Genomic DNA, 18,224 nt, shown 5'->3' with positions numbered 1-18,224 from the left:
GGGAGGCCTCCGGACCACGCTCACCGAACAGGCTCCGCAGGTCCGACCACGCTGTCAGGCCCCAACATCCCCTTGTCCAGGTCGACATGGAGGAGCTGCCGCCAAAGCAGGTGATAGAGGACAGGAAGCACCTCCAGCCGGTCGCCGACCCGGCCCACCCCCGCGAACAGCGCTTCCGGTGCTGCGAACACCTCCAGCAGGGACTGCCTCAGCTCCGGCCGGTCGTAGCGGGGATGACGGTAGCCCGCCAGCCACTTCACATTCGCCAGCAGCACCGCATCAACCGCCCCCACCCGAGAAAACCGCCATCCGGCCAGCTCGCAGGCCCGCGCGGTCGCCGCGAACGCCTCCGCGTCATCCGGTTCGATGCGGTCGTCCGGACGGACGTCGACCACCAGACCCTCCCCGTCCGCGCGGCGGGCGAAGAAGTCCGGCACGTGCCCGTGCCGCCCCCGGCGTGTGGGCCAGAACAGCCGGAACGGCTGGGTGGCCAGCCCCGTCACCTGCGGATCGAAGTCCAGCAGCATCGCGTGGTGACGCTCAAGATGCGACTCCACCAGCAGAGGACCCCGCGTCGTCGCGGCCCAGTACTGCCGCGTCACCGACTTCTGCCCCGGATATGTCCGCACCGTACGAACCGGCGGCAGCCGCCCGGACGGCTCTGCCCAGCACTCGGCCAGCCCGACCCGACGGCGTACCCCATCGGCATCGAAGTACTCGACCTCGAACCCCTCGGGCCCCTCCGACAAGGCCACCGCCACACCCCCCTCGACGCTGTACGGACGCTGATTACGAGGGAGCCACAGCAACAGCCGAGCCAGTCAGGAAAACCGCCCCAAACCGCCCTCGCGGGCGAAAGTCAGGTGAGACGGAACGGCCCCGCATACACGAACCGCGGAGACAAAGCAGTCCGACGGACACGATCCAGTGAGACTCGTTGTGTCACGTCACCCCGCACGGACACCACCAGATGAGACCAGCAGCGAATCCGACAAGACACGGTGATAAAGGGACGGGATCACGTGAGACGGGACAGGTGCATCCCCCTGGCTCACGTCACGGGCAGCATCGTCCGGGTGTCGGCAAACGATCGTTTGCCGACACTCCCGAGCCAGTCGGCTAGCTCGGGCAGATTGCGGCCTCGATGTGGGCGAGTTGGGCGGCGAGGATCTCTTCGAACGCGGCGCGGCGGTCCACCCCGAGGGGGCGGACCTCGCGGGCGAAGTGGGCCAGGGCCGGGAAGCGTTCGGGGTCGGCGCCGAGTACCGCGACGCGGAACAGCTCCATGCCCTGTTCGTATTCTTCGGGGGTGACGGTGCTGGCCCCGGCCTCGGAGGCGATCAACGCGGCGATGAGGACCGCGATCCGGTGGTAGTGCGCCGGGATCTCCTCGTCGGGCAGTCCCGACGCGCGCAGAGCCTGCAGCGCCTCTTCCATGACCAGCCGGGAACCGGTGCCGCTTGACGCGTAGCGTCCCCAGACCGCGGCGAGCTGGGGCTGCTGGCCGAAGGCCTCTCTCACGCGCAGGGCCAGGGCCGTGATGCGCTGCTTCCAGTCGCCCTCAGGGCGGTGGCCGTCCATGGCCGCGAGAAGAATCCGGTCGGCGACCGCACGCAGCAGTTCGGTCTTGCTGCGGAAGTGCCGGTAGAGGCTGGAGGAATCGGTCCCGAGGGCTGCGGCTAGCTTGCGCACGCTGAACGAATCCGCGTCGCTCGTGCGCAGCAGCTCCGCCGCCGCATCCAGGATCTCTTCGGTCGACCAGCGCCTTCGGCCTGCCATCTTGCTCCTCTCGCCGGATCTCAGCCTAACCTATGCACTTGGCGTTGCACGCACCGCGTGCATAATGAGGGCATGGGCATGCCGGGCGGCCCGGCAGGAGGCGGGCCAGCGTGCCACTCGTGCCCTGTTATCCGGGTCAGGCGACCGATGCGGAGCTCACCCCGGGGAATACGAAAGGACGCATGACGTGAAGAGCCCACTGGATTCCGCGGCGCTGAACGCAGCCATCAAAAACGTCCACCGCGCCGGGATGCCGGGCCTGTTCGCCGAGGTGCGTGACGGCGACCAGGTCTGGCGCGGTGCCGCCGGGGTCGCCGATGTCGCCACCGGTCGCCCCGTCACCGCCGACATGCGGCACCGGGTCGGCAGCGTCACCAAGACCTTCACCGCCGCCGCGGTCCTGCAACAGGTCGAGAGCGGTCAGATCGGTCTCGACACATCGATCGGCCGGTACCTTCCGGGGCTGGTTCCCGGAGAACGCGGTGACGCGATCACGGTCCGGATGCTGATCAATCACACCAGCAGCCTCGCCGAGTACCTTCCGTACGCCTACCCCTCCCTCAAGGCGTTCCCCGCCCTCGCGGACACCGGACCCCAGAGCCTGGACGACCACCGGCTCACGCGGTTTCACCCCACTGAACTGATCGAGATGGGGGTCACCGCACCTGCTGTCGGCACCCCGGGCAGTACGCCGGGGGTGTACTCCAACACCAACTACCTGCTCCTCGGCGAACTCCTGGAACAGGTGACCGGCACTACGGCCGAGCGGTACATCACCCGGAACGTCATCGAGCGCGCCGGGCTCCGGGACACCGAGTTCCCCGCCGGACCGTACGTCGACGGGCCGCACTCGAAGCTCTACGAGGCGTGGTTCGGCATGATCGACCCGCCGCGCGACTACAGCGTCTACGACATGTCATGGGTGGGGCCGTCGGCCTCGCTGATATCAACCGTTGCGGACCTCAACCGTTTCTACGGCATGCTGCTGGCCGGGGAGATCGTCAGCCCGTCGTCGCTGGCGCAGATGCAACGCACTGTCCCGGTCGTCTCCCAAGAGGGAAGGACGATCGACTACGGCCTCGGCCTGCACCCGATGGAGGGGCCCGGTCAGGGCATCTTCTGGGGCCATGGCGGCACGGTCTGGGGTGGTGGAGCGCTGGCCATGACCCGTGCCGACGGCAAGCGGCAGATGGCGGTCGCGGTGAACCTGCAGAGGTGGAACAGGCTCGACTCCTCCGGCAAGCCGCAGCCCCATCCCATCGACGACGCGCTTGTGGCTCTCTACCGCGTGGCGATGTACGGCTGACCCGGCCGGGAGAGTGACGGCCCCCGTCCGGACGCCTTCTACCAGGTCCGGCCGCCGTGCCGGGGCGGTTCACGGATATCCGCGTCCGCTGTACAGCACCGCCTCTACCGTCCAGCCCGAGTGCCGATCACGGGGGTGACGGAAGGGGCTGGGGTGGGGCGGGATCTGGGTCTGGACGGGGTGGTGGACCACTTCACCCTGTCCGGTGACAAGGCGGGCTGGTTACGAAACAAGAGCGGGTCCACGAGGCTGGGCTTCGCCGTTCAGCTGAAGTTTTTTGACCTGGCGCGGACGGTTCCCCAAGACCCGTCTGGAGCTGCCCCCCGACGCGGTCGAGCACGTCGCCAAGCAGGCCGGGGTCGCGGCCTCGGAGCTGGGGTTCTACGACTTCACCGACCGCACCGCCCAGCGGCACCGCACCGAGCTGCGGAACCTGACCGGCTGGCACAAGTGCTCGAAGACCGACACCCTCAAGCTCGTCTCCCACCTGGTGGACGCGATCTGGCACGACGAACGGCGTGAGGAGCAGGTACGGGCCGAGTCGTTCCGGCAGATGCGGCACGAGCTGATCGAGCCCCCGACCCCGGACCAAGTCACCTCGATCATCCGTTCCGCACTGCACCAGGCCGACGAGCGGGCCGTCGCCGAAGTCGCCGCACGCCTTGCGCGAGAAGTGGACTGTCCCCGCCGGCTGGACGCGTTGGTCTTCACCGACCCGACGACCGGCGACCACACTGAGCCGGGCGACGGGGCGGCCGTGGACGACGGCGCCTCGGAAGAGGACGAAGACGATGTGGAGTCGGTGCTCTCGGACATCAAAGCGCATCCGGGCAACGTCAGCCTCAACTCGCTGCTGGACGAGATCAAGAAGCTCAAGTAGGTCCGTGCCGTCGGCGTCCCGGCCACGGTGTTCACCGGCATCGGCGTGCAGGTCATTAACGCCTGGCGGGCCCGCGCGTCGGCCGCCTCCCCGAGCCACCTGCGGCGCTTCGACGACCCTGTACGGCACGTCCTGCTCGCAGCCCTGCTGTTCCAGCGCCAGCGGGAGATCACCGACACCCTGGTGGAACTGCTGAACTCCACCGTGCACCGCATCAACGCGCGCGCCGAGAAGAAGGTGACCGAGGCATTCGTCGCCGAGTTCACCAAGGTCCGCGGCAAGTCCGGACTCCTGGGAAAGATCGCCGAAGCCTCCCTCGGCGCCCCCGACGGCTCGGTCCGCTCCGTGGTCTACCCGGCGGCCGGCGGGGAGAAGACCCTCAAGGACCTGGTCGCGGAGATGAAGGCCACCAACGCGGAGTTCGCCCGCTCCAAGCGGGAGGTGTTCAAGTCCTCGTACAGCAACCACTACCGCAGCGGCCTGATGAAGCTGTTGGGCGTACTCGACTTCCACTCCTCCAACGACCAACACAAGCCCGTCATCGAGGCACTGGCCCTGATCGAACGGCACAAGGACTCCTCCACCACCTACCTGCCGCTCGGCGAGACCATCCCGCTCGACGGCGTCGTCCGCAAGGACTGGATGGAGTTCGCGATCTTCACCCCCGACAAGGGGCCCAAGCGCGTCATGCGCACCGTGTACGAGGCGTGCGTCTTCCAGGCCCTGCGCGACCGGCTGCGCTGCAAGGAGATCTGGGTGGCCGGCGCCGACAAGTGGCGCAACCCCGACGAGGACCTGCCCGACGACTTCGAGGTCCGGCGCGCGGAGTACTACGAGAAGCTCAACAAGCCGCGCGATGCCAAGCTGTTCATCGCCCAGCTCCAAAGCGAGATGCGCACCGAGCTGTCCGCCCTGGACGCCAGGCTGCCGAAGCTGCCGTGGGTGACGATCAGCGGCAAGCACCGCAACGGGGCGATCAAGTTCACCGAGCCCGAGCCGCAGAAGGAACCGAAGAACCTGCGCAAGCTCAAGAAGGCGATCCGCAAAAAATGGGGCACCGTCGCCCTCATCGACATCCTGAAGGAAGCCGCCCTGCGCACCGGGATGCTCAAGGCCCTCGCCCCGATCGGCACGAGAGAGGCGATCGACGAGGCAAAGCTCCTGGAACGCCTGCTGCTGATCGCCTACGCGTACGGCACCAACTCGGGGATCAGCTCGGTCGCCGCCGGCGAGCATGGGCACAGCGAGGAAGAGCTGCGCTACACCGCCCGCCGCTACCTGACCGCCGTCGGTCTCAAGGCCGCCGGTGTCGAGATCGCCAACGCCACCTTCGCCGTCCGCTCCGAGACCGTGTGGGGACAGGGCACGACCACCGTGGCATCGGACTCCACGCACTTCAAAGCCTGGGACCGCAACATCTTCACCGAGTGGCACTCTCGGTACGGGGGCCGCGGCGTGCTCGTGTACTGGCACATCGAGAAAGGCTCGATGGCCATTCACAGCCAGCTTCTGAACTGCACCGCCTCGGAGGTCGCCGCCGCGATCGAGGGCATGATGCGGCACGCCACGACGATGCAGGCCGAGGGCAACTACGTCGATTCGCATGGCCAGTCGGAAATCGGGTTCGGACTGACGAGGCTCCTGGGCTACGACCTGCTGCCGCGCATCAAACAGATCAACAAGGTCAAGCTGTACCGGCCCAGCCGCGAGGACGAGGACAGCTACGAGCGCCTGACCGACGCGATGACCCGCCCGATCCGCTGGGACGTCGTCGAGAACAACTACGACCAGCTCATCAAGTACGCCACCGCGATCCGGGTCGGCACCGCCTCCACCGAGGCCATCCTGCAGCGCTTCACCCGCACCGCCTCCCACCCCGTCTACCAGGCCATGCTCGAAGTCGGGCGTGCCCAGAAGACTATCTTCGTCGCCCGCTATCTACGCGACCGCGACCTCCAGCGCGAGATCCAGGAGGGCCTCAATGTCGTCGAGGGCTGGAACGGCGCCAACGACATCATCTTCTTCGGCAAGAGCGGCGAACTCTCCTCCAATCGCCGTGACCAGCAGGTACTCTCCGTCCTCGCGCTCCATCTCCTGCAAACCGCGCTCGTCTTCGTGAACACCCTCATGATCCAAGACATGCTCACCGACCCCGAATGGGCCGACGTCCTCACCGACGAGGACAAACGCGCTCTGACCCCACTGTTCTGGATGCACATCCAGCCCTACGGCGAGGTCCGGCTAAATATGGGCAGCCGCCTCCAGTTCGCCCACCCTGTGCCGCAGGAACCGGACCCTGAGCCAGCCGCGGCCTGAACACCAGTGCACAGCACTCGGCCCCCTCGCTACGTCCCAGCAAGGGGGCCAACCTTCGATCCGCAGGCTACTGGCGGGTTACTTGTCGGTTGGTTCGCCGTTCGTTAACGGCATCCCTACATCACCAAAGCTGAGGGCGGCCGATGGTCACTTGCCTTCCTCAGCCAGCCGCGCTATTTCCTCGGCCAGCTGCCGCGAGGGCACTGTCACGTTGGCTGACCGGTGGGATGATCTTCGGATCGATCAGCCAACGTGACAGTGCCGTCCGCGGAGTTCACTGGCCCAGGCCGTGGTCTGGTCGTGCTTGGCTTGGAGGCCCGCCAGGAGTTCGGTGATGTTCACGCGGCCAGCTCGAGGGTGTCGCGCCAGGACGGACTCGCCGTGGTGAGGCGGAGGTGTCGGGGCGGTGGTCGTACTCCCGGGCCAGACGGCGGTGCAGCATCAACGTGCCGTTGACCTGCTCCACGATCCACCTTTTCGGCTGCGGGACGAAGCCTTTGCCCGGTCATCGGCGTTGCGGCGGACGACGTCGACGTCGATGTCCAACAACGCGCCACGGATGAGGACTTCGTCCTTGAAGCCCTGGTCCACCAGTGCGTTCTCCAGACGCATCCCGCACCGCTCGGCGGCCAGGTCGAGCAGGGCGGTGCCGGCCGCGTTGTCGTGGGCGGATGCGGCCGGCACCACGACGCCGATGATCAGCTCCAGAACGTCGACGGCCAGTCCCCGCTTGCGGCCCGACACCTTCTTGTTGGCGTCCAGCCCCGTCATGGTCTTCGGGACACCTGCTGCCGCGCGGACGGACTGGGTGTCGATGATCACGATAGACGGGTCCTCTCATCGCTTCGCTCTCTCCCGCACCTGGCAGCGCAGGAGTTCGGAAATCCGCTGGTCGAGCCCGTCCTGGCGCCACAGGCCGAAGTAGTAGAACACCGCCGACCAGGACGGCAGATCATGCGCAAGGTAACGCCACTGGCAGCCCGTCCGGTTCTGGTAGAAGATCGCGTTCACGATCTCCCACAGATCGCAGGATCCGGGATCTCCGGTCGCTGACCGTGCCACCCGGTCCTGTTTCCAGGCCGTGATCATCGGCTCGATCAACGCCCACTGCTCGTCCGCTAAGTGAAGTTCCCCCCGCGAACTGGACAGCGGGTGTTTACGCTGCCGGGGCGAGGTTCTGCCTGAGCAAGGATCTCGTTTCGAGCGGGGTGACGTACCCGTAGTCGGGGTGTCGACGGAGCCGGCTGCGGTTGTACTCGACCTCGATGTAGCGGAAAACGTCGGCCCGGGCGGCCTTGCGGGTCTCCCACATGGTCGTCCCGATCTCCGCTTTCAGGATGGCGAACCAGCTTTCCGCGGCGGCATTATCGTAACAAGAGCCGACGCGCCCCATCGACTGCCTCATGCGCAACTTGCGTATTTCGCTGCGGAATTCGTCACTCGTGTACTCGCTGCCGCGATCCGTATGCATGACGCAACCCTGCTCCAGGCCGCCACGCCCGGCCGCCATCCGCAAGGCGGCGACCGGCAGCTCGGCGCGGTGGTGGTCGGCCATCGCCCAGCCGACCACCTCCCGCGTCGCGAGATCGATACAGGTCGCCAGATACAACTTCCCTTCCAGCGTGCTGAGTTCAGTCATGTCGCCGACGAGCCGTATCCCGGGCCGGGGCGCGGTGAAGTCCCGGCCGATCAGGTCGAGCGCGAACACCGCCCGCTTCGCCTGCCGGGTCAGGCCCCGCCGCCGACGGCGGGTGATCCCGACGATCCGGTGCTTGCGCATCAGCCGCTCGACCTTCTTGGAGTTCACCACCCGCCCGGCCCGCCGCAGGGCGGCGTGGATCCGCGGGGCCCCGTAGGCGCCGCGAGATCCGGCGTGAAGCACCCGGATCTCGCCCACCAGCACCTCCTCGGCCCGCTCCCGCACCGACCGGGCCGGCCGTGACGCCCTGTGCGCGTAGTAGGTGGAACGGGGCACTCCCAGCACACGTCACAGAAACGCAACGCTGTGACCTGCAGGATTACCCTCCGATGCCTTCTCCGCATCGATGAAACGACACCGTGCCACGGTGTCTACCTCATCTTGTCCTGCGCGAAGAAGGCGGTCGCTTTTCCCAGAACCTCGATCGTGGCCTCCTGCTCGCGAACCTTCCGCCGCAGCCGGACCAACTCCTCACGCTCCGCAGTGGTCAAAGCCCCGGCGGGTCCCTCACCGCGGTCGACCTTCGCCTGCTTCACCCACCCGCGCAGCCCTTCGGGACTCACGCCCAGATCCCTCGCGACCTCGGTGACCGTCTTCTCCGAGGACAACGCCAAGGCGACCGCGTCCCGCTTGAACTCGGCCGTGTACCGCTTACTCATGTTGCTCTTGCTGCTCACTACCTGTGACTGCTTCCTCCGGGACCATCCGTCCCAGTATCAAGCTGTCCGGCTGGCAGGGGGAACCTCAAGGGGTAGCGCCCGGCACAGCCTCGCCCCGCAGTACGTGCGCTGGCAGGTCTGCCGTAACCGAGCCCAGCTCGGGCGCGACCGGCTGGACCTGGTCCTGCTGCACAACCCCGAGCGCGCCCATCCCGGCGACCGCGCAGCCCTGCACCAGGCGATCAGGGCCGCGTTCGAGGCCCTGGAGGAAGAGGCCCACAGCCGGGCACGTGACCGGGTACGGCGTCGCCACATGGGCGGGCCTGGAGGAGGAAGCGTTCACGGTGGGGGAGATGCTCGCCCTGGCCGCCGAAGCCGCCGGCGGACAGCACCACCTGGCCGCCATCCAGCTCCCGGTCAGCCTGGTGATGATGACGCCGATCGTGCAGGCCCTGCACGGCCGGGGCCCGCTCCCGGCCGCCGCCGGCGCGGGCCTGCGGGTGATGGCGTCGGCCCCGCTGCACGGCGGGGAACTCCCCGGCATGGTCGACCAGGAGCTCGCCGACCTCATCCGACCAGGCCTGACCCCCGCACAGGCGTGCATCCTCGCCGTCGCGTCATGCCCAGAACTGCTTCTGGCTCAGCCTCGGAAGCGACGCCGGCCCCTGGCAGTACCCCAGCGGCCGGCTGAACCCGTGGTGGTCCGCAGGTCCGCGCCTATGCCGTCAGGCCTGAGTGGGCGCGGTGGACTCCACCGTGCATCCGGTGCGTGGACCGGTGGCCGGGTGGGAGTGGAGTCCATTGAGCCTTCGCCGCAGTTCCCTCACCTCCGCTCGAGCTACGCAATCGGGACGGCATCTCAGTTTGCGGCGGTCGAACAGGGACAGTTCGTCCGAAGTGCCTCTTCGCGGTTGGCTGACAGCTACGCTCTGGTCATGGGCGACCACATGTTTGTGCAAGTGCCAAAGGATTTCTGGGAGTTGCTGGACGCGGCGGACTTCGATGAGGTGGAGGTCGGCTCCCGCTCGGCCGATGAGTGGGCATCGGTGGCGCAGGCCGCAGTGTCCATCGGCAATCAAGGTCTGTCCGTCACAGCCAACCTGGTGGGCGTCTATCTCGCCCGCGACCAGATCAGAGAATTCACTCAGCGAGCCGCCGCCTGGTTCGGGTTCCGCGCCCCCGTTGAAAGATCCGCACCGCCACTCGTCTTCACGATCACCGGTGAGGCCGGGGCCCAGACCCGCATCGAAATCACCTCCAGGCCTGGACCCGACGGAGTGCCCGCCCTTGACACGGCCGCCCTCAGCAGCGCCATCGTGACCGCGATGGGCACCCCCTCCCGGACGGCCGAATGATGGGGTTTTCTGTGTCGCCCCAAGAGGCTGAGTTCAATCAGATCCAACAAGCGACAGACGCTTTGCAGGAAAGAGGTCGTCGTCACGGATCTGGCGCCGTGGCCGACGATATCTGGCGGCTCATGCGGCACTGCATGGACAAGATGGTCCAAGGCGATCTCGCTTATGCCCGGCTCGTCTTCCGTACGTCTCGAATGTCCTTCGGCGTACACGCCGAATTGGGCCAGTGGTTTTTCGCGTCCGTCTCCAGCATGGCGTTCGTCGGCGCGGTAGCCCTGATCGACGCGGAGAACACCGCGAACGACGTGACGTTCCCCGAGGAAGCGCTTCCCGACATCCAGGCGATGGCGGACATGTCCGTGGACGTGGCGCACCGCGCCGGTGTCCCGCTCGTCGGCTACTTGGTCGCGGAGGGACTGACCGGTCGACAGATGGGTGACCGCACCATCGCCCGCGAACTGGTCACCTTTCTCCGCGGAGAGGACACGGTACGACGGGTGCATGCGCTCCGCCGCAGCGTGCAAGCTGCTGCCGAGGAGACACTGAATCTACCGACCGGGGTGGACACCGTCGCGGCGTTGCGGGTGCAGGCGGACATGATGCTGATCCAGCAACTGGATCAGACGCTCGCGGAACTGTCGGGCGGGGACAGCCTCTACTCCGGGGCTCGCACCGTTTCCGCCGTGCTCGCCGCAGGCCGGACGGCGCGCTCGGTGCTCTACATCGCACCCGGAGTCGAGGGCGGCACGGCAATACGGCTCGATGCGCCGGAGACCGGTCATGAGCTGTGCCGGAGCATCGCCCTGCCCGCCCTGGGGCTCGAAGAGGTCCAGAGCCACCTCGAAAAACTGCGCGCCCCACTGGCAGCGGAACCGCCACTGGTCAAGAGGCGTGACCGGGCGGTCCGCGAAGCACACGCCACCGTCGCAGACGCCGTGTGGAAACCGGTGCTCGATGCCTGGCCGGACCTCTTGGGCGGCCGCGTCGCCCTGGTGCCGCTAGGGCAGAGCGCCCTTCTGCCGCTGTACTCCGCACCGGTGAACGGCATCCCGGTCTGCGGACTTCTCGACCTCACCGTCGTACCCTCCGGCAACGCCCTCATGTTCGCGGCAGGGTGGCCCCGGCCGGCGCGCATCGACCCCTTGATCGTGGCCGATCCCTGGTATCACGATGGGGCCGGCGGCAAACCGATCCCATTCACCGTGCCTGAGGCCCGCAGGATCGCAGCCGTCCACGGCGTGAGGCCCCTCATCCTCAGAGACCAGAACACAGGTGCTGCCGACCCCGAAGGGCACGACCGCCTGCGCGGTCTCACCGGGCCGTCCGACGGCGCCGCCGGACGCTCCGCAAGTCCCGCACCGCCGGGCCTGGCTCAACAGATGACGTCCTCCAACCTCATCCATCTCGCCGGCCACGGATCCCTCGACGGCCAGAGCCCACTGGAATCCACCATCCTTTTGGGGCAGCCCCTGACCCTGTCCTCGCTCCTCGGGCACGACCTGCAACGTGGAACCACAGTCGTCCTGTCCGCCTGCCACCTGGCCGGCATCGGCACCCAACTGCCAGGTGAACAACTCGGCTTCCCCGCAGCACTGCTCGCCATGGGAGCAAGCTCCGTGATCGCCGCCCTCTGGGCTGTGCCCGACTCCGAGCAGACCGTCCAGATGATGGCCACTCTTCACGAGGAACTCCGGGCAGGAAGACCGCCCTCCGCCGCACTCGGCAAGGTCGTGGCTCGCGCTGCGGCCGACGGATTCCGCCCCACGGCCTGGGGACCCTTCACCCACTTCGGCGCCTGAACCGCATCACCCTGCTGCCCGTGTGGAAAGAGTGGACCGGCCTCTGTGCCCGTCGCGCCTCCGTAGGTAGGGCATGGTCAAACGCGATCCCTGCCGGGCTGTGTTGTTCCAGAAGGTGACACCAACGTGGGGAGTGTCATGAATTAGGTGTGATCCTTCCCGAAGGAGTCATCTGATGAATGCGACGACAGGTCACCTGATTGAGGCCGTAGACCGCGTGTCGCTTGCCGTGGCCGACGGCAGTGTCCAGGGTGCCGACGTGAAGTCGATGCCGGTGTCTGAGAACGGTCTGTCCAGCGAATTGCTGGAGGAGCTGGCCGCGCTCGCGGCCGAGAAGGTCCATGGCGGCGAAGGGCTGCGGCTGATGGGCGAGGGCGGGCTGCTGCCCGAACTGGCCCAGCATCTGATGCAGGCCGCCCTGGAGGCCGAGATGGACGAGCACCTCGCCGCCGAGGCCGGCCGGGTCGGCGGGCGCGGGTCCCGCTCGGGCGGCAACATGCGCAACGGCTACCGGGCCAAGAAGGTCATGACGGAGGTCGGCGCCGTGACGGTGCAGGTCCCCAGAGACAGGCTGGGCACCTTCCGGCCCCGGCTGCTGCCCGTGCACGCCCGCCGCACCGGCGCGCTGGACGACCTGGTGCTCTCACTGACCGCGAAGGGCCTGACCTCCGGCGAGATCGTCTCCCACCTCGCCCAGACGTACGGGATGACGACCACGAAGGAGACCATCTCCACGATCACCGACAAGGCCCTGGAATCGATGGCGGAATGGCGCACCCGCCCGCTCGATCCGGTCTACCCTGTCGTCTTCATCGACGCCGTGCACGTCAAGATCAGGGACGGTCACGTCGCCAACCGGCCGGTCTACGTGGCCGTCGCGGTCACCGCGGACGGCTACCGCGAGATCCTCGGACTGTGGGCCGGCAACGGCGGCGAGGGCGCCAAGTACTGGCAGACCATCCTGACCGAGATCAAGAACAGAGGCGTCCGCGACGTGCTCATGCTGGTCTGCGACGGGCTGAGCGCCCTGCCCGACGCGGTGAACACCGTCTGGCCCCAGACCGTCGTGCAGACCTGCGTGGTCCACCTCATCCGCGCCAGCCTGCGCTACGCATCGCGCCGCGACTGGGCCGAGGTCGCCCGCGACCTCAAGCCCGTCTACACCGCCGTCAACGAGGAAGAGGCCCGGCAACGGCTCGCGGACTTCGACGCCACGTGGGGCAAGCGCTACCCCTCGATCGCCGGCACCTGGCAGCGGGCCTGGAGCGAGTTCGTACCCTTCCTCGGCCTGCCCGACGCCATCCGCCAGGTCGTCTACACCACCAACGCCATCGAGTCCCTCAACGCCCGCTACCGGCGCGCGGCCCAGGCCTGCGGGCACTTCCCCAACGAGCAGGCCGCCCTCAAACGCCTCTACCTCGCCACCCTCGCCCTCGACCCCACCGGCCGCGGCCGCCAGCGCTGGAACAACCGCTGGAAGTCCGCCCTCAACGAGTTCGACGTCCTCTTCGACGGCCGCCTTACCGCCGGACGAGTGTAGGCCGAACAGCCCACCCACCAACTCGTAGGCCAAACAGACGAATCACACCTAATTCCTGATAGACCCCCAACGTGAAGCTGCGGCTGATCGCGCAGGCACTGGTGGACACCACACTGGGCAAGGAGATGCCCGAACCGGTGCGCGCTCACGTGAGAGCGGCCGTGGACGCGGTCTGCGGCGCGGAGGGGCAGGCCAGGAGCGCTTCAGCACTGGCGGGTAGCTGGTTGAGTGGCTGGCGAGGATGCGGCGGTGTGCCTGGGGAGGTCAACGCCGCATCCTCGCGATTTGGTCGCATGGGTAGTCCTGGGGGCGGTCACCCGGCCGGTGCGGGGTTAAGCAGCAGCCTCGAAAGGGCCCTTCGCAACATTGTGGTGCGAAGGGCCGCTTTGATCGGCCACGCGGGTGGCATGAGAACGCGATGGCATGGTCTGGCTTCTTGCGGGCAGGCGGCTGTGGTGTCGTGTGCACCTGCTGAGGTCGTCTCGCAGGTGAGTTCCGCCCTGATCCAGGCCGGCTTTGATGTGCTGGGTGACGCGGACACCAGCGTCCCCGGGTTGCGTGTGACCAAGGTGCCCGCGGGCGCTTTGGTCAGCTGGACGGCCTCGGACGGGTTCGCCTCGCTTGCCCGCGAACAAGCCACGCGAACCGGGAGCGACGACAGCATGAGAGCGATCGTGCGGACGGCAGTGGCAGGGCTGCTAGCCCAGCTCGGACACACGGTCACCGAAGCGCCCCATGCAGGTGACCTGGTAGTCCATGCCGACACAGCGGAAATGGTCGGCGGCTAGGCCGTTTCTGATGGCTCTTGGACGGTGTCTCGGAGCCAGATGAGGATCGCGGTGACGGTCAGGGTGCCGTTGAAGATGTAGTCGCGCTTGTCATACCTGGTCGCCACCGCGCGGAACTGCTTCCACTTGTTCACGCACCGCTCGACCGCGTTGCGACGGCGGTACTGGGCCTTGTCGAAGGCTGGCGGCCGGCCACCGGATCGTCCCCGCCGCTGGCGGTGGAGCCGCTGGTCATTGGGCTGAGCAATGGTGGCCTTGATCCCGCGCCGCCGCAGGTAGGCGCGGTTGTCCCGGCTGGAGTACGCCTTATCGCCGCGCACCCGGTCCGGCCGGCTGCGCGGACGGCCCGCACCTCGACGCCGGATGCGTAAGCCGTCCAGCACCGGAGCGAACATCGGGCTGTCACCCCGCTGACCGGGCGAGGTCAGCCAGTGCAGCGGGCGGGCCCGGTCGTCGGAGAGCACATGGACCTTGCTGGTCAACCCGCCCCGCGAGCGCCCCAACGCCTCGCGCCCATCTGCCTCCTCACGCGCCCCACCCCCTTTTGCGGGTGGTCGGCCGGGGGTTTGCGGGGCGCTCCGGCCGCGTGCTGATGCGCCCGGCACGAGGTGGAGTCGATGTTCACAGCCCACTCCTGACGCTCCGCCCGGCGGGCGAGCGCCCCGTCCGGATCGCCGGCATCCGCCTCGATCTGTAACTCCTGAAGGACGGCCTGCCAGGTGCCGTCGGCCGACCAGCGGCGATGACGCTCGTAGACGGTCTGCCAGGGCCCGTACCGTTCCGGCATGTCAGGCCAGGGCACCCCGGTCCGGGCCCGGAACAGCACCCCGTTGATCACCCTGCGGTGATCCGCCCACTGCCCACCCGGTTTGCCGTTGCCGGGCAAGAGAGGCTCGATCTTCCACCACTGCGCGTCCGTGAGCTCATGTCGCCGCACCATACGAGCGTCCTGCCCGACCGACCACGAGATTCACCCAGCCAACCAAGAGCCATCAGAAACGGCCTAGCCCCCCGGCGCCGACCGCTGCCGGGGAAGCGTTGTTGAAGCGAGGCTCCGTGCCCTGTTGAGCTTTGCCATCAGCGGCCCATCCCCGTGCCGCTGCCACCGCCCGCACGGCGCGCGCCCCTGACAAGCCGCCGTGCGGGCGCCCCGCGAGATTCCGACTTTCCCCTTGCAGAGGCAGGCAGGCGATGGCCCACGCGCAGGTCCGCGACACCCCCCGCGCCACCCCGGCTCCGGTGGACCTCGCAGCACAGCCGCCCGCGCCCCAACGCCCAGGCGCCCCCGCGACGGCACCGCCGGGCTTCCGCGCCGTGCTGCGCCACCGATATTGCAGCCGCCTGTTGATCGCCTCGGTGACGGGGCGCCTGCCCCTGGGCATGGTGCCCGTCGCCCTGATACTGGCGGCGCGAGCCGACGGCCATTCTCTGGCGACCGCCAGCCTGCTGGCCGCCCTCTACGGCATCGCCCCGGCGCTCGGACTGCCCCTGCTGGGTCGGCTGGCCGACCTGCGCGGACTGCCCCTGCCCTGCCACCTGGGAGCCGCACTGGTCGCCGCGGCCCTGGGCGCCGTGGCCCTGGTGGGCACCTCCCACCTCGCCTTCACCGCCGTGTGCGCCGCCCTGGCCGGAGCAGGATGCCCGCCGCTGGAGGGCGGCTTGAGATCGTTGTGGCCCACCCTGCTGCCCGACGCCGCTCACGTCCGTACCGCCTACACCCTGGACTCCTCCGCCCAGGAGATCGTCTACGTCACCGGACCCGCCCTGGCCATCGCGATGGCCACCTGGCTCTCCCCGGCCGCCGCCCTCGCCCTGGCGGCCGCCGCCACCCTGGCCGGCTCCCTCGTCTTCGCCACCGCGCGCCCCGCCCGCACCTGGCGGGCCGTGCCCCGCCGCCCCGGCCGGCTCAGTGTGCTGCGCCCCCGCCATGCGGCCCCTGCTCACCGCACTGGCCTTCCTGGGCGCCACGATCGGCGCCCTCGACGTCGCCGCCATCGCCATCGCCGACCGCCAGCACGCCTCCTGGCTGGCAGGCGCGCTGCCTGCGACGTTCTCCGCCGCGGGACTGCTCGGCGGCATCCTGTTCGCCCGCTTCCAGCCCGCAACCGGCCCGAAACCCCGTCACCTCCTGCTGCTGGGAGCAGCCTTCGCGGCCTGCTGGCTCCCCCTGCTCGCCCCGCTCCCGCCCCTGGCCCTCCTCGCCCTGGCGATGCTGCCCGACGCCTTGTTCGTCCCCCTGCTGACCGTGGCCAGCCTGACCGTCACCTCACTCACCCCGCCGGGCACCTCCACCGAAGCAGTCGGCTGGATATCCAGCGCGATGCGGCTGGGCCTGGCCGGCGGCACCCGCCCTGGCAGGCCCCCTCGGCGGCCACTTCACCCTGCCCCTCCTGGCCGCCGCCGGGTGCGCCCTCCTGCTCGGGGCACGCCCCGTCTCCGCCCCCACTCCAGTCACATGAGCCGTCCGCCTTCTCGCCACGACCACAGTGGGACTGACGTTCGGCGGACGGCAGAGGGGCTGGGAGTGGGCGCGGAGATCAGGGGAAGTGCACGGCGTCGCGGGGACCTGGACACATGAACTCCCCGACACCCCAGCCGGAATGGCCGCGGGCCAAGGCGGTCTGCACAGGATTGCCTTCGAGCACTCCGACGTGCGTTCTGCCTTCCACCACCTCTGACATCGCAACTCGCGTGCCCCATTCCTCCTTGCCTGTGCGATAGACATGGAACGCAGTACATACGCTGCGAGCGTGGGCTGTTTTCAGGAGGAGCTGACCGGATGATCGACAACCCGTCCGTACCCGGGCCGCGCTCGGACATGGCGATGGAGAAGTTCGGAGCGCTGCTTACGGCCGCCGGCTTCCCGGTACCCACGACAGTGCGGGATCTGTCCGAGCTCTACCTGACGTGGGGTCTGGCTCGCCGGGAGGAGACACCGACCGGCACCCGGTGGTCGATGCCCGTCGCACTGCCGTTGCCTGGCGACCTGCTGCCGCTGGACGCCGACCTCACCAAACGGCTCGACCACATCCGGTGGACGCTGCGCACCGGCCCGCTCGTCGACAGGTTCATGAACTATCTGGTCGATGATCTGGATGAACCGCAGGAGGTACTGACCTCCCTGGACCGCCTGGCGGCCGCCACCGGCCAGGGGGCCGACGACGTCCGTATCGCCGTTACGGACCTCGTCCAGGCCGGTGACGCCCTGGTGTACCGAGGCCAGGAGCTGGCCGACGCGGAGCGACTGAAGACGCATCGACGATTCCGCCTGGTCATGGACTGGGACCACCTCCACGCGACACGGATCGCGTTGGTGGGAGCTGAGCCGACGGCGGGAGAGTGAGAGGGCCCACCGCACCACTGAACTGTGCAATACCCCCGGACAGCAAGGAAGAAGCGCAGCCGCACGGCGGGCTGTCGCTGCGAGGAGCCGGCCGCCGCGACTGACCGCGGGGGCCTGCTCCGCCCGTCTCGGATACGGACGTTGGCGTTTTTCAGCCACGGTCTGTTGCTGTGGCTGGTTTGGGTGCATGGTGTGAGGGTGGGCACCGAGCCACCCCCGGGTGAGGTTGCCCCTCTGCCGGGTCCTGCCGTCGCTGACGGCAGGACCCGCCACGCCTCCCGGCTCTCCACGGGAGGCCTGCGGCTGCCCGCACTCCGGCGGCCCGGCTGCCCGGGAGCCGGGCGGTTGCAACCGACGATGGGTACCCGCGTGGACGGTGCGCCATGGCGTGGCGCGCTACACCTGGGCGGCGCCGCACACGCTGCTGCCCGCCGTGTTGCCGACCGCCCGCACCTGGCTGACGTGGACGTGGCGGACGCCGAGGGCCTGCATCTCGGCGCGGGCCCGGGGTACCGGCGTGCCCGCGGGGGCGGCTTTCTTCGTGCCCGGGCGGCGCGAGGTCTGCGGTGCCCGGGCGGCATGCGCACGTGCCCCGGCGGCCGGTGCGGCAGCAGCCGCCGGGGCAGCGGCGGGGGCGGCCTTTTCGGTCTCAGCTGCGGCCGGATCAGCGTCAAGGAGAACACGCGTGCGTAACCCCCCGACCCTGTAACGGAGTTCCGACGGCCGTGTAACAGTCGGCCGACGGAATTCTTGCCTTCTT

15 protein-coding genes and 2 pseudogenes are annotated in these 18,224 nt (G+C 68.6%); 10 read left to right on the top strand and 7 right to left on the bottom strand.

Going from position 1 to position 18,224, the window contains the following annotated elements; all coding sequences use genetic code 11:
* Nucleotides 1–20: 20 nt before the first annotated feature.
* Together OG622_RS00895 and OG622_RS00890 are read right to left on the bottom strand one after the other, a co-directional pair.
* Entirely contained in the window at nucleotides 21–755 is a 735-nt protein-coding gene (locus OG622_RS00895; RefSeq protein WP_371572358.1) for a TnsA-like heteromeric transposase endonuclease subunit, read from the bottom strand.
* Nucleotides 756–1,119: 364 nt separating this feature from the next.
* Complete coding sequence (locus tag OG622_RS00890) at nucleotides 1,120–1,779, bottom strand: TetR/AcrR family transcriptional regulator (RefSeq protein ID WP_371572356.1); 660 nt, start codon at nucleotides 1,777–1,779, stop codon at nucleotides 1,120–1,122.
* Nucleotides 1,780–1,966: 187 nt separating this feature from the next.
* Between OG622_RS00890 and OG622_RS00885 the strand changes: the two genes are divergently transcribed.
* The 3 genes and pseudogenes from OG622_RS00885 to OG622_RS00875 all read left to right on the top strand — a co-directional run.
* Entirely contained in the window at nucleotides 1,967–3,085 is a 1,119-nt protein-coding gene (locus OG622_RS00885; RefSeq protein WP_371572354.1) for a serine hydrolase domain-containing protein, read from the top strand.
* Nucleotides 3,086–3,362: 277 nt separating this feature from the next.
* A complete protein-coding gene (locus tag OG622_RS00880) occupies nucleotides 3,363–3,965 on the top strand; it encodes a DUF4158 domain-containing protein (protein WP_371572352.1) in 603 nt (200 codons plus the stop codon).
* Nucleotides 3,966–3,980: 15 nt separating this feature from the next.
* Nucleotides 3,981–6,281, top strand: a pseudogene (locus OG622_RS00875) (Tn3 family transposase); the annotation flags it as partial.
* A 441-nt stretch (nucleotides 6,282–6,722) separates the two neighbouring features.
* Here OG622_RS00875 and OG622_RS00870 read toward each other — a convergent pair.
* The 4 genes from OG622_RS00870 to OG622_RS00855 all read right to left on the bottom strand — a co-directional run bounded on the left by OG622_RS00870 (nucleotide 6,723) and on the right by OG622_RS00855 (nucleotide 8,657).
* Entirely contained in the window at nucleotides 6,723–7,103 is a 381-nt protein-coding gene (locus OG622_RS00870) for a transposase (protein ID WP_371572351.1), read from the bottom strand.
* Nucleotides 7,104–7,118: 15 nt separating this feature from the next.
* Nucleotides 7,119–7,382: a transposase gene (locus OG622_RS00865; protein WP_371572349.1), complete on the bottom strand. Its 264-nt coding sequence runs from the start codon at nucleotides 7,380–7,382 to the stop codon at nucleotides 7,119–7,121.
* Nucleotides 7,383–7,437: 55 nt separating this feature from the next.
* A complete protein-coding gene (locus OG622_RS00860; RefSeq protein ID WP_371583972.1) occupies nucleotides 7,438–8,256 on the bottom strand; it encodes an IS3 family transposase in 819 nt (272 codons plus the stop codon).
* A 95-nt stretch (nucleotides 8,257–8,351) separates the two neighbouring features.
* Nucleotides 8,352–8,657: a transposase gene (locus tag OG622_RS00855; protein ID WP_371572347.1), complete on the bottom strand. Its 306-nt coding sequence runs from the start codon at nucleotides 8,655–8,657 to the stop codon at nucleotides 8,352–8,354.
* Nucleotides 8,658–8,983: 326 nt separating this feature from the next.
* Here OG622_RS00855 and OG622_RS00850 point away from each other — a divergent pair, with 326 nt between their 5' ends.
* The 4 genes from OG622_RS00850 to OG622_RS00835 all read left to right on the top strand — a co-directional run bounded on the left by OG622_RS00850 (nucleotide 8,984) and on the right by OG622_RS00835 (nucleotide 14,121).
* A complete protein-coding gene (locus OG622_RS00850; protein ID WP_371572345.1) occupies nucleotides 8,984–9,994 on the top strand; it encodes a hypothetical protein in 1,011 nt (336 codons plus the stop codon).
* A 98-nt stretch (nucleotides 9,995–10,092) separates the two neighbouring features.
* Nucleotides 10,093–11,793: a CHAT domain-containing protein gene (locus tag OG622_RS00845; protein ID WP_371572343.1), complete on the top strand. Its 1,701-nt coding sequence runs from the start codon at nucleotides 10,093–10,095 to the stop codon at nucleotides 11,791–11,793.
* A 268-nt stretch (nucleotides 11,794–12,061) separates the two neighbouring features.
* Nucleotides 12,062–13,333: an IS256 family transposase gene (locus OG622_RS00840; RefSeq protein ID WP_371583971.1), complete on the top strand. Its 1,272-nt coding sequence runs from the start codon at nucleotides 12,062–12,064 to the stop codon at nucleotides 13,331–13,333.
* A 488-nt stretch (nucleotides 13,334–13,821) separates the two neighbouring features.
* Nucleotides 13,822–14,121 (top strand): hypothetical protein, encoded by a 300-nt coding sequence (locus OG622_RS00835; protein ID WP_371572342.1) that lies wholly within the window; start codon nucleotides 13,822–13,824, stop codon nucleotides 14,119–14,121.
* Here OG622_RS00835 and OG622_RS00830 read toward each other — a convergent pair.
* Nucleotides 14,118–15,058, bottom strand: a protein-coding gene (locus OG622_RS00830) for an IS5 family transposase (RefSeq protein WP_371583970.1) whose coding sequence is annotated in 2 segments (ribosomal slippage) — nucleotides 14,118–14,677 and nucleotides 14,677–15,058 — 942 coding nt in all. Because the reading frame shifts where the segments join, the coding sequence is not laid out codon by codon here. The two genes, OG622_RS00835 and OG622_RS00830, sit on opposite strands and share 4 nt — an antisense overlap.
* 254 nt (nucleotides 15,059–15,312) lie before the next feature.
* Between OG622_RS00830 and OG622_RS00825 the strand changes: the two are divergent.
* From OG622_RS00825 to OG622_RS00815, 3 genes and pseudogenes are all read left to right on the top strand, one after another.
* A pseudogene (locus tag OG622_RS00825) lies at nucleotides 15,313–15,978 on the top strand (MFS transporter); the annotation flags it as partial.
* A gap of 70 nt (nucleotides 15,979–16,048) precedes the next feature.
* Nucleotides 16,049–16,699 carry a hypothetical protein gene (locus OG622_RS00820; protein ID WP_371584463.1) on the top strand — a complete coding sequence of 217 codons (651 nt, stop codon included), beginning with the start codon at nucleotides 16,049–16,051 and terminating at the stop codon, nucleotides 16,697–16,699.
* A gap of 201 nt (nucleotides 16,700–16,900) precedes the next feature.
* Nucleotides 16,901–17,464: a DUF6042 family protein gene (locus OG622_RS00815; RefSeq protein ID WP_371572341.1), complete on the top strand. Its 564-nt coding sequence runs from the start codon at nucleotides 16,901–16,903 to the stop codon at nucleotides 17,462–17,464.
* Nucleotides 17,465–18,224: the final 760 nt, after the last annotated feature.

The sequence above is a fragment of the Streptomyces sp. NBC_01314 genome, assembly GCF_041435215.1.
GTDB lineage: Bacteria > Actinomycetota > Actinomycetes > Streptomycetales > Streptomycetaceae > Streptomyces.
This window is presented reverse-complemented; position numbering and strand designations above follow the sequence as displayed.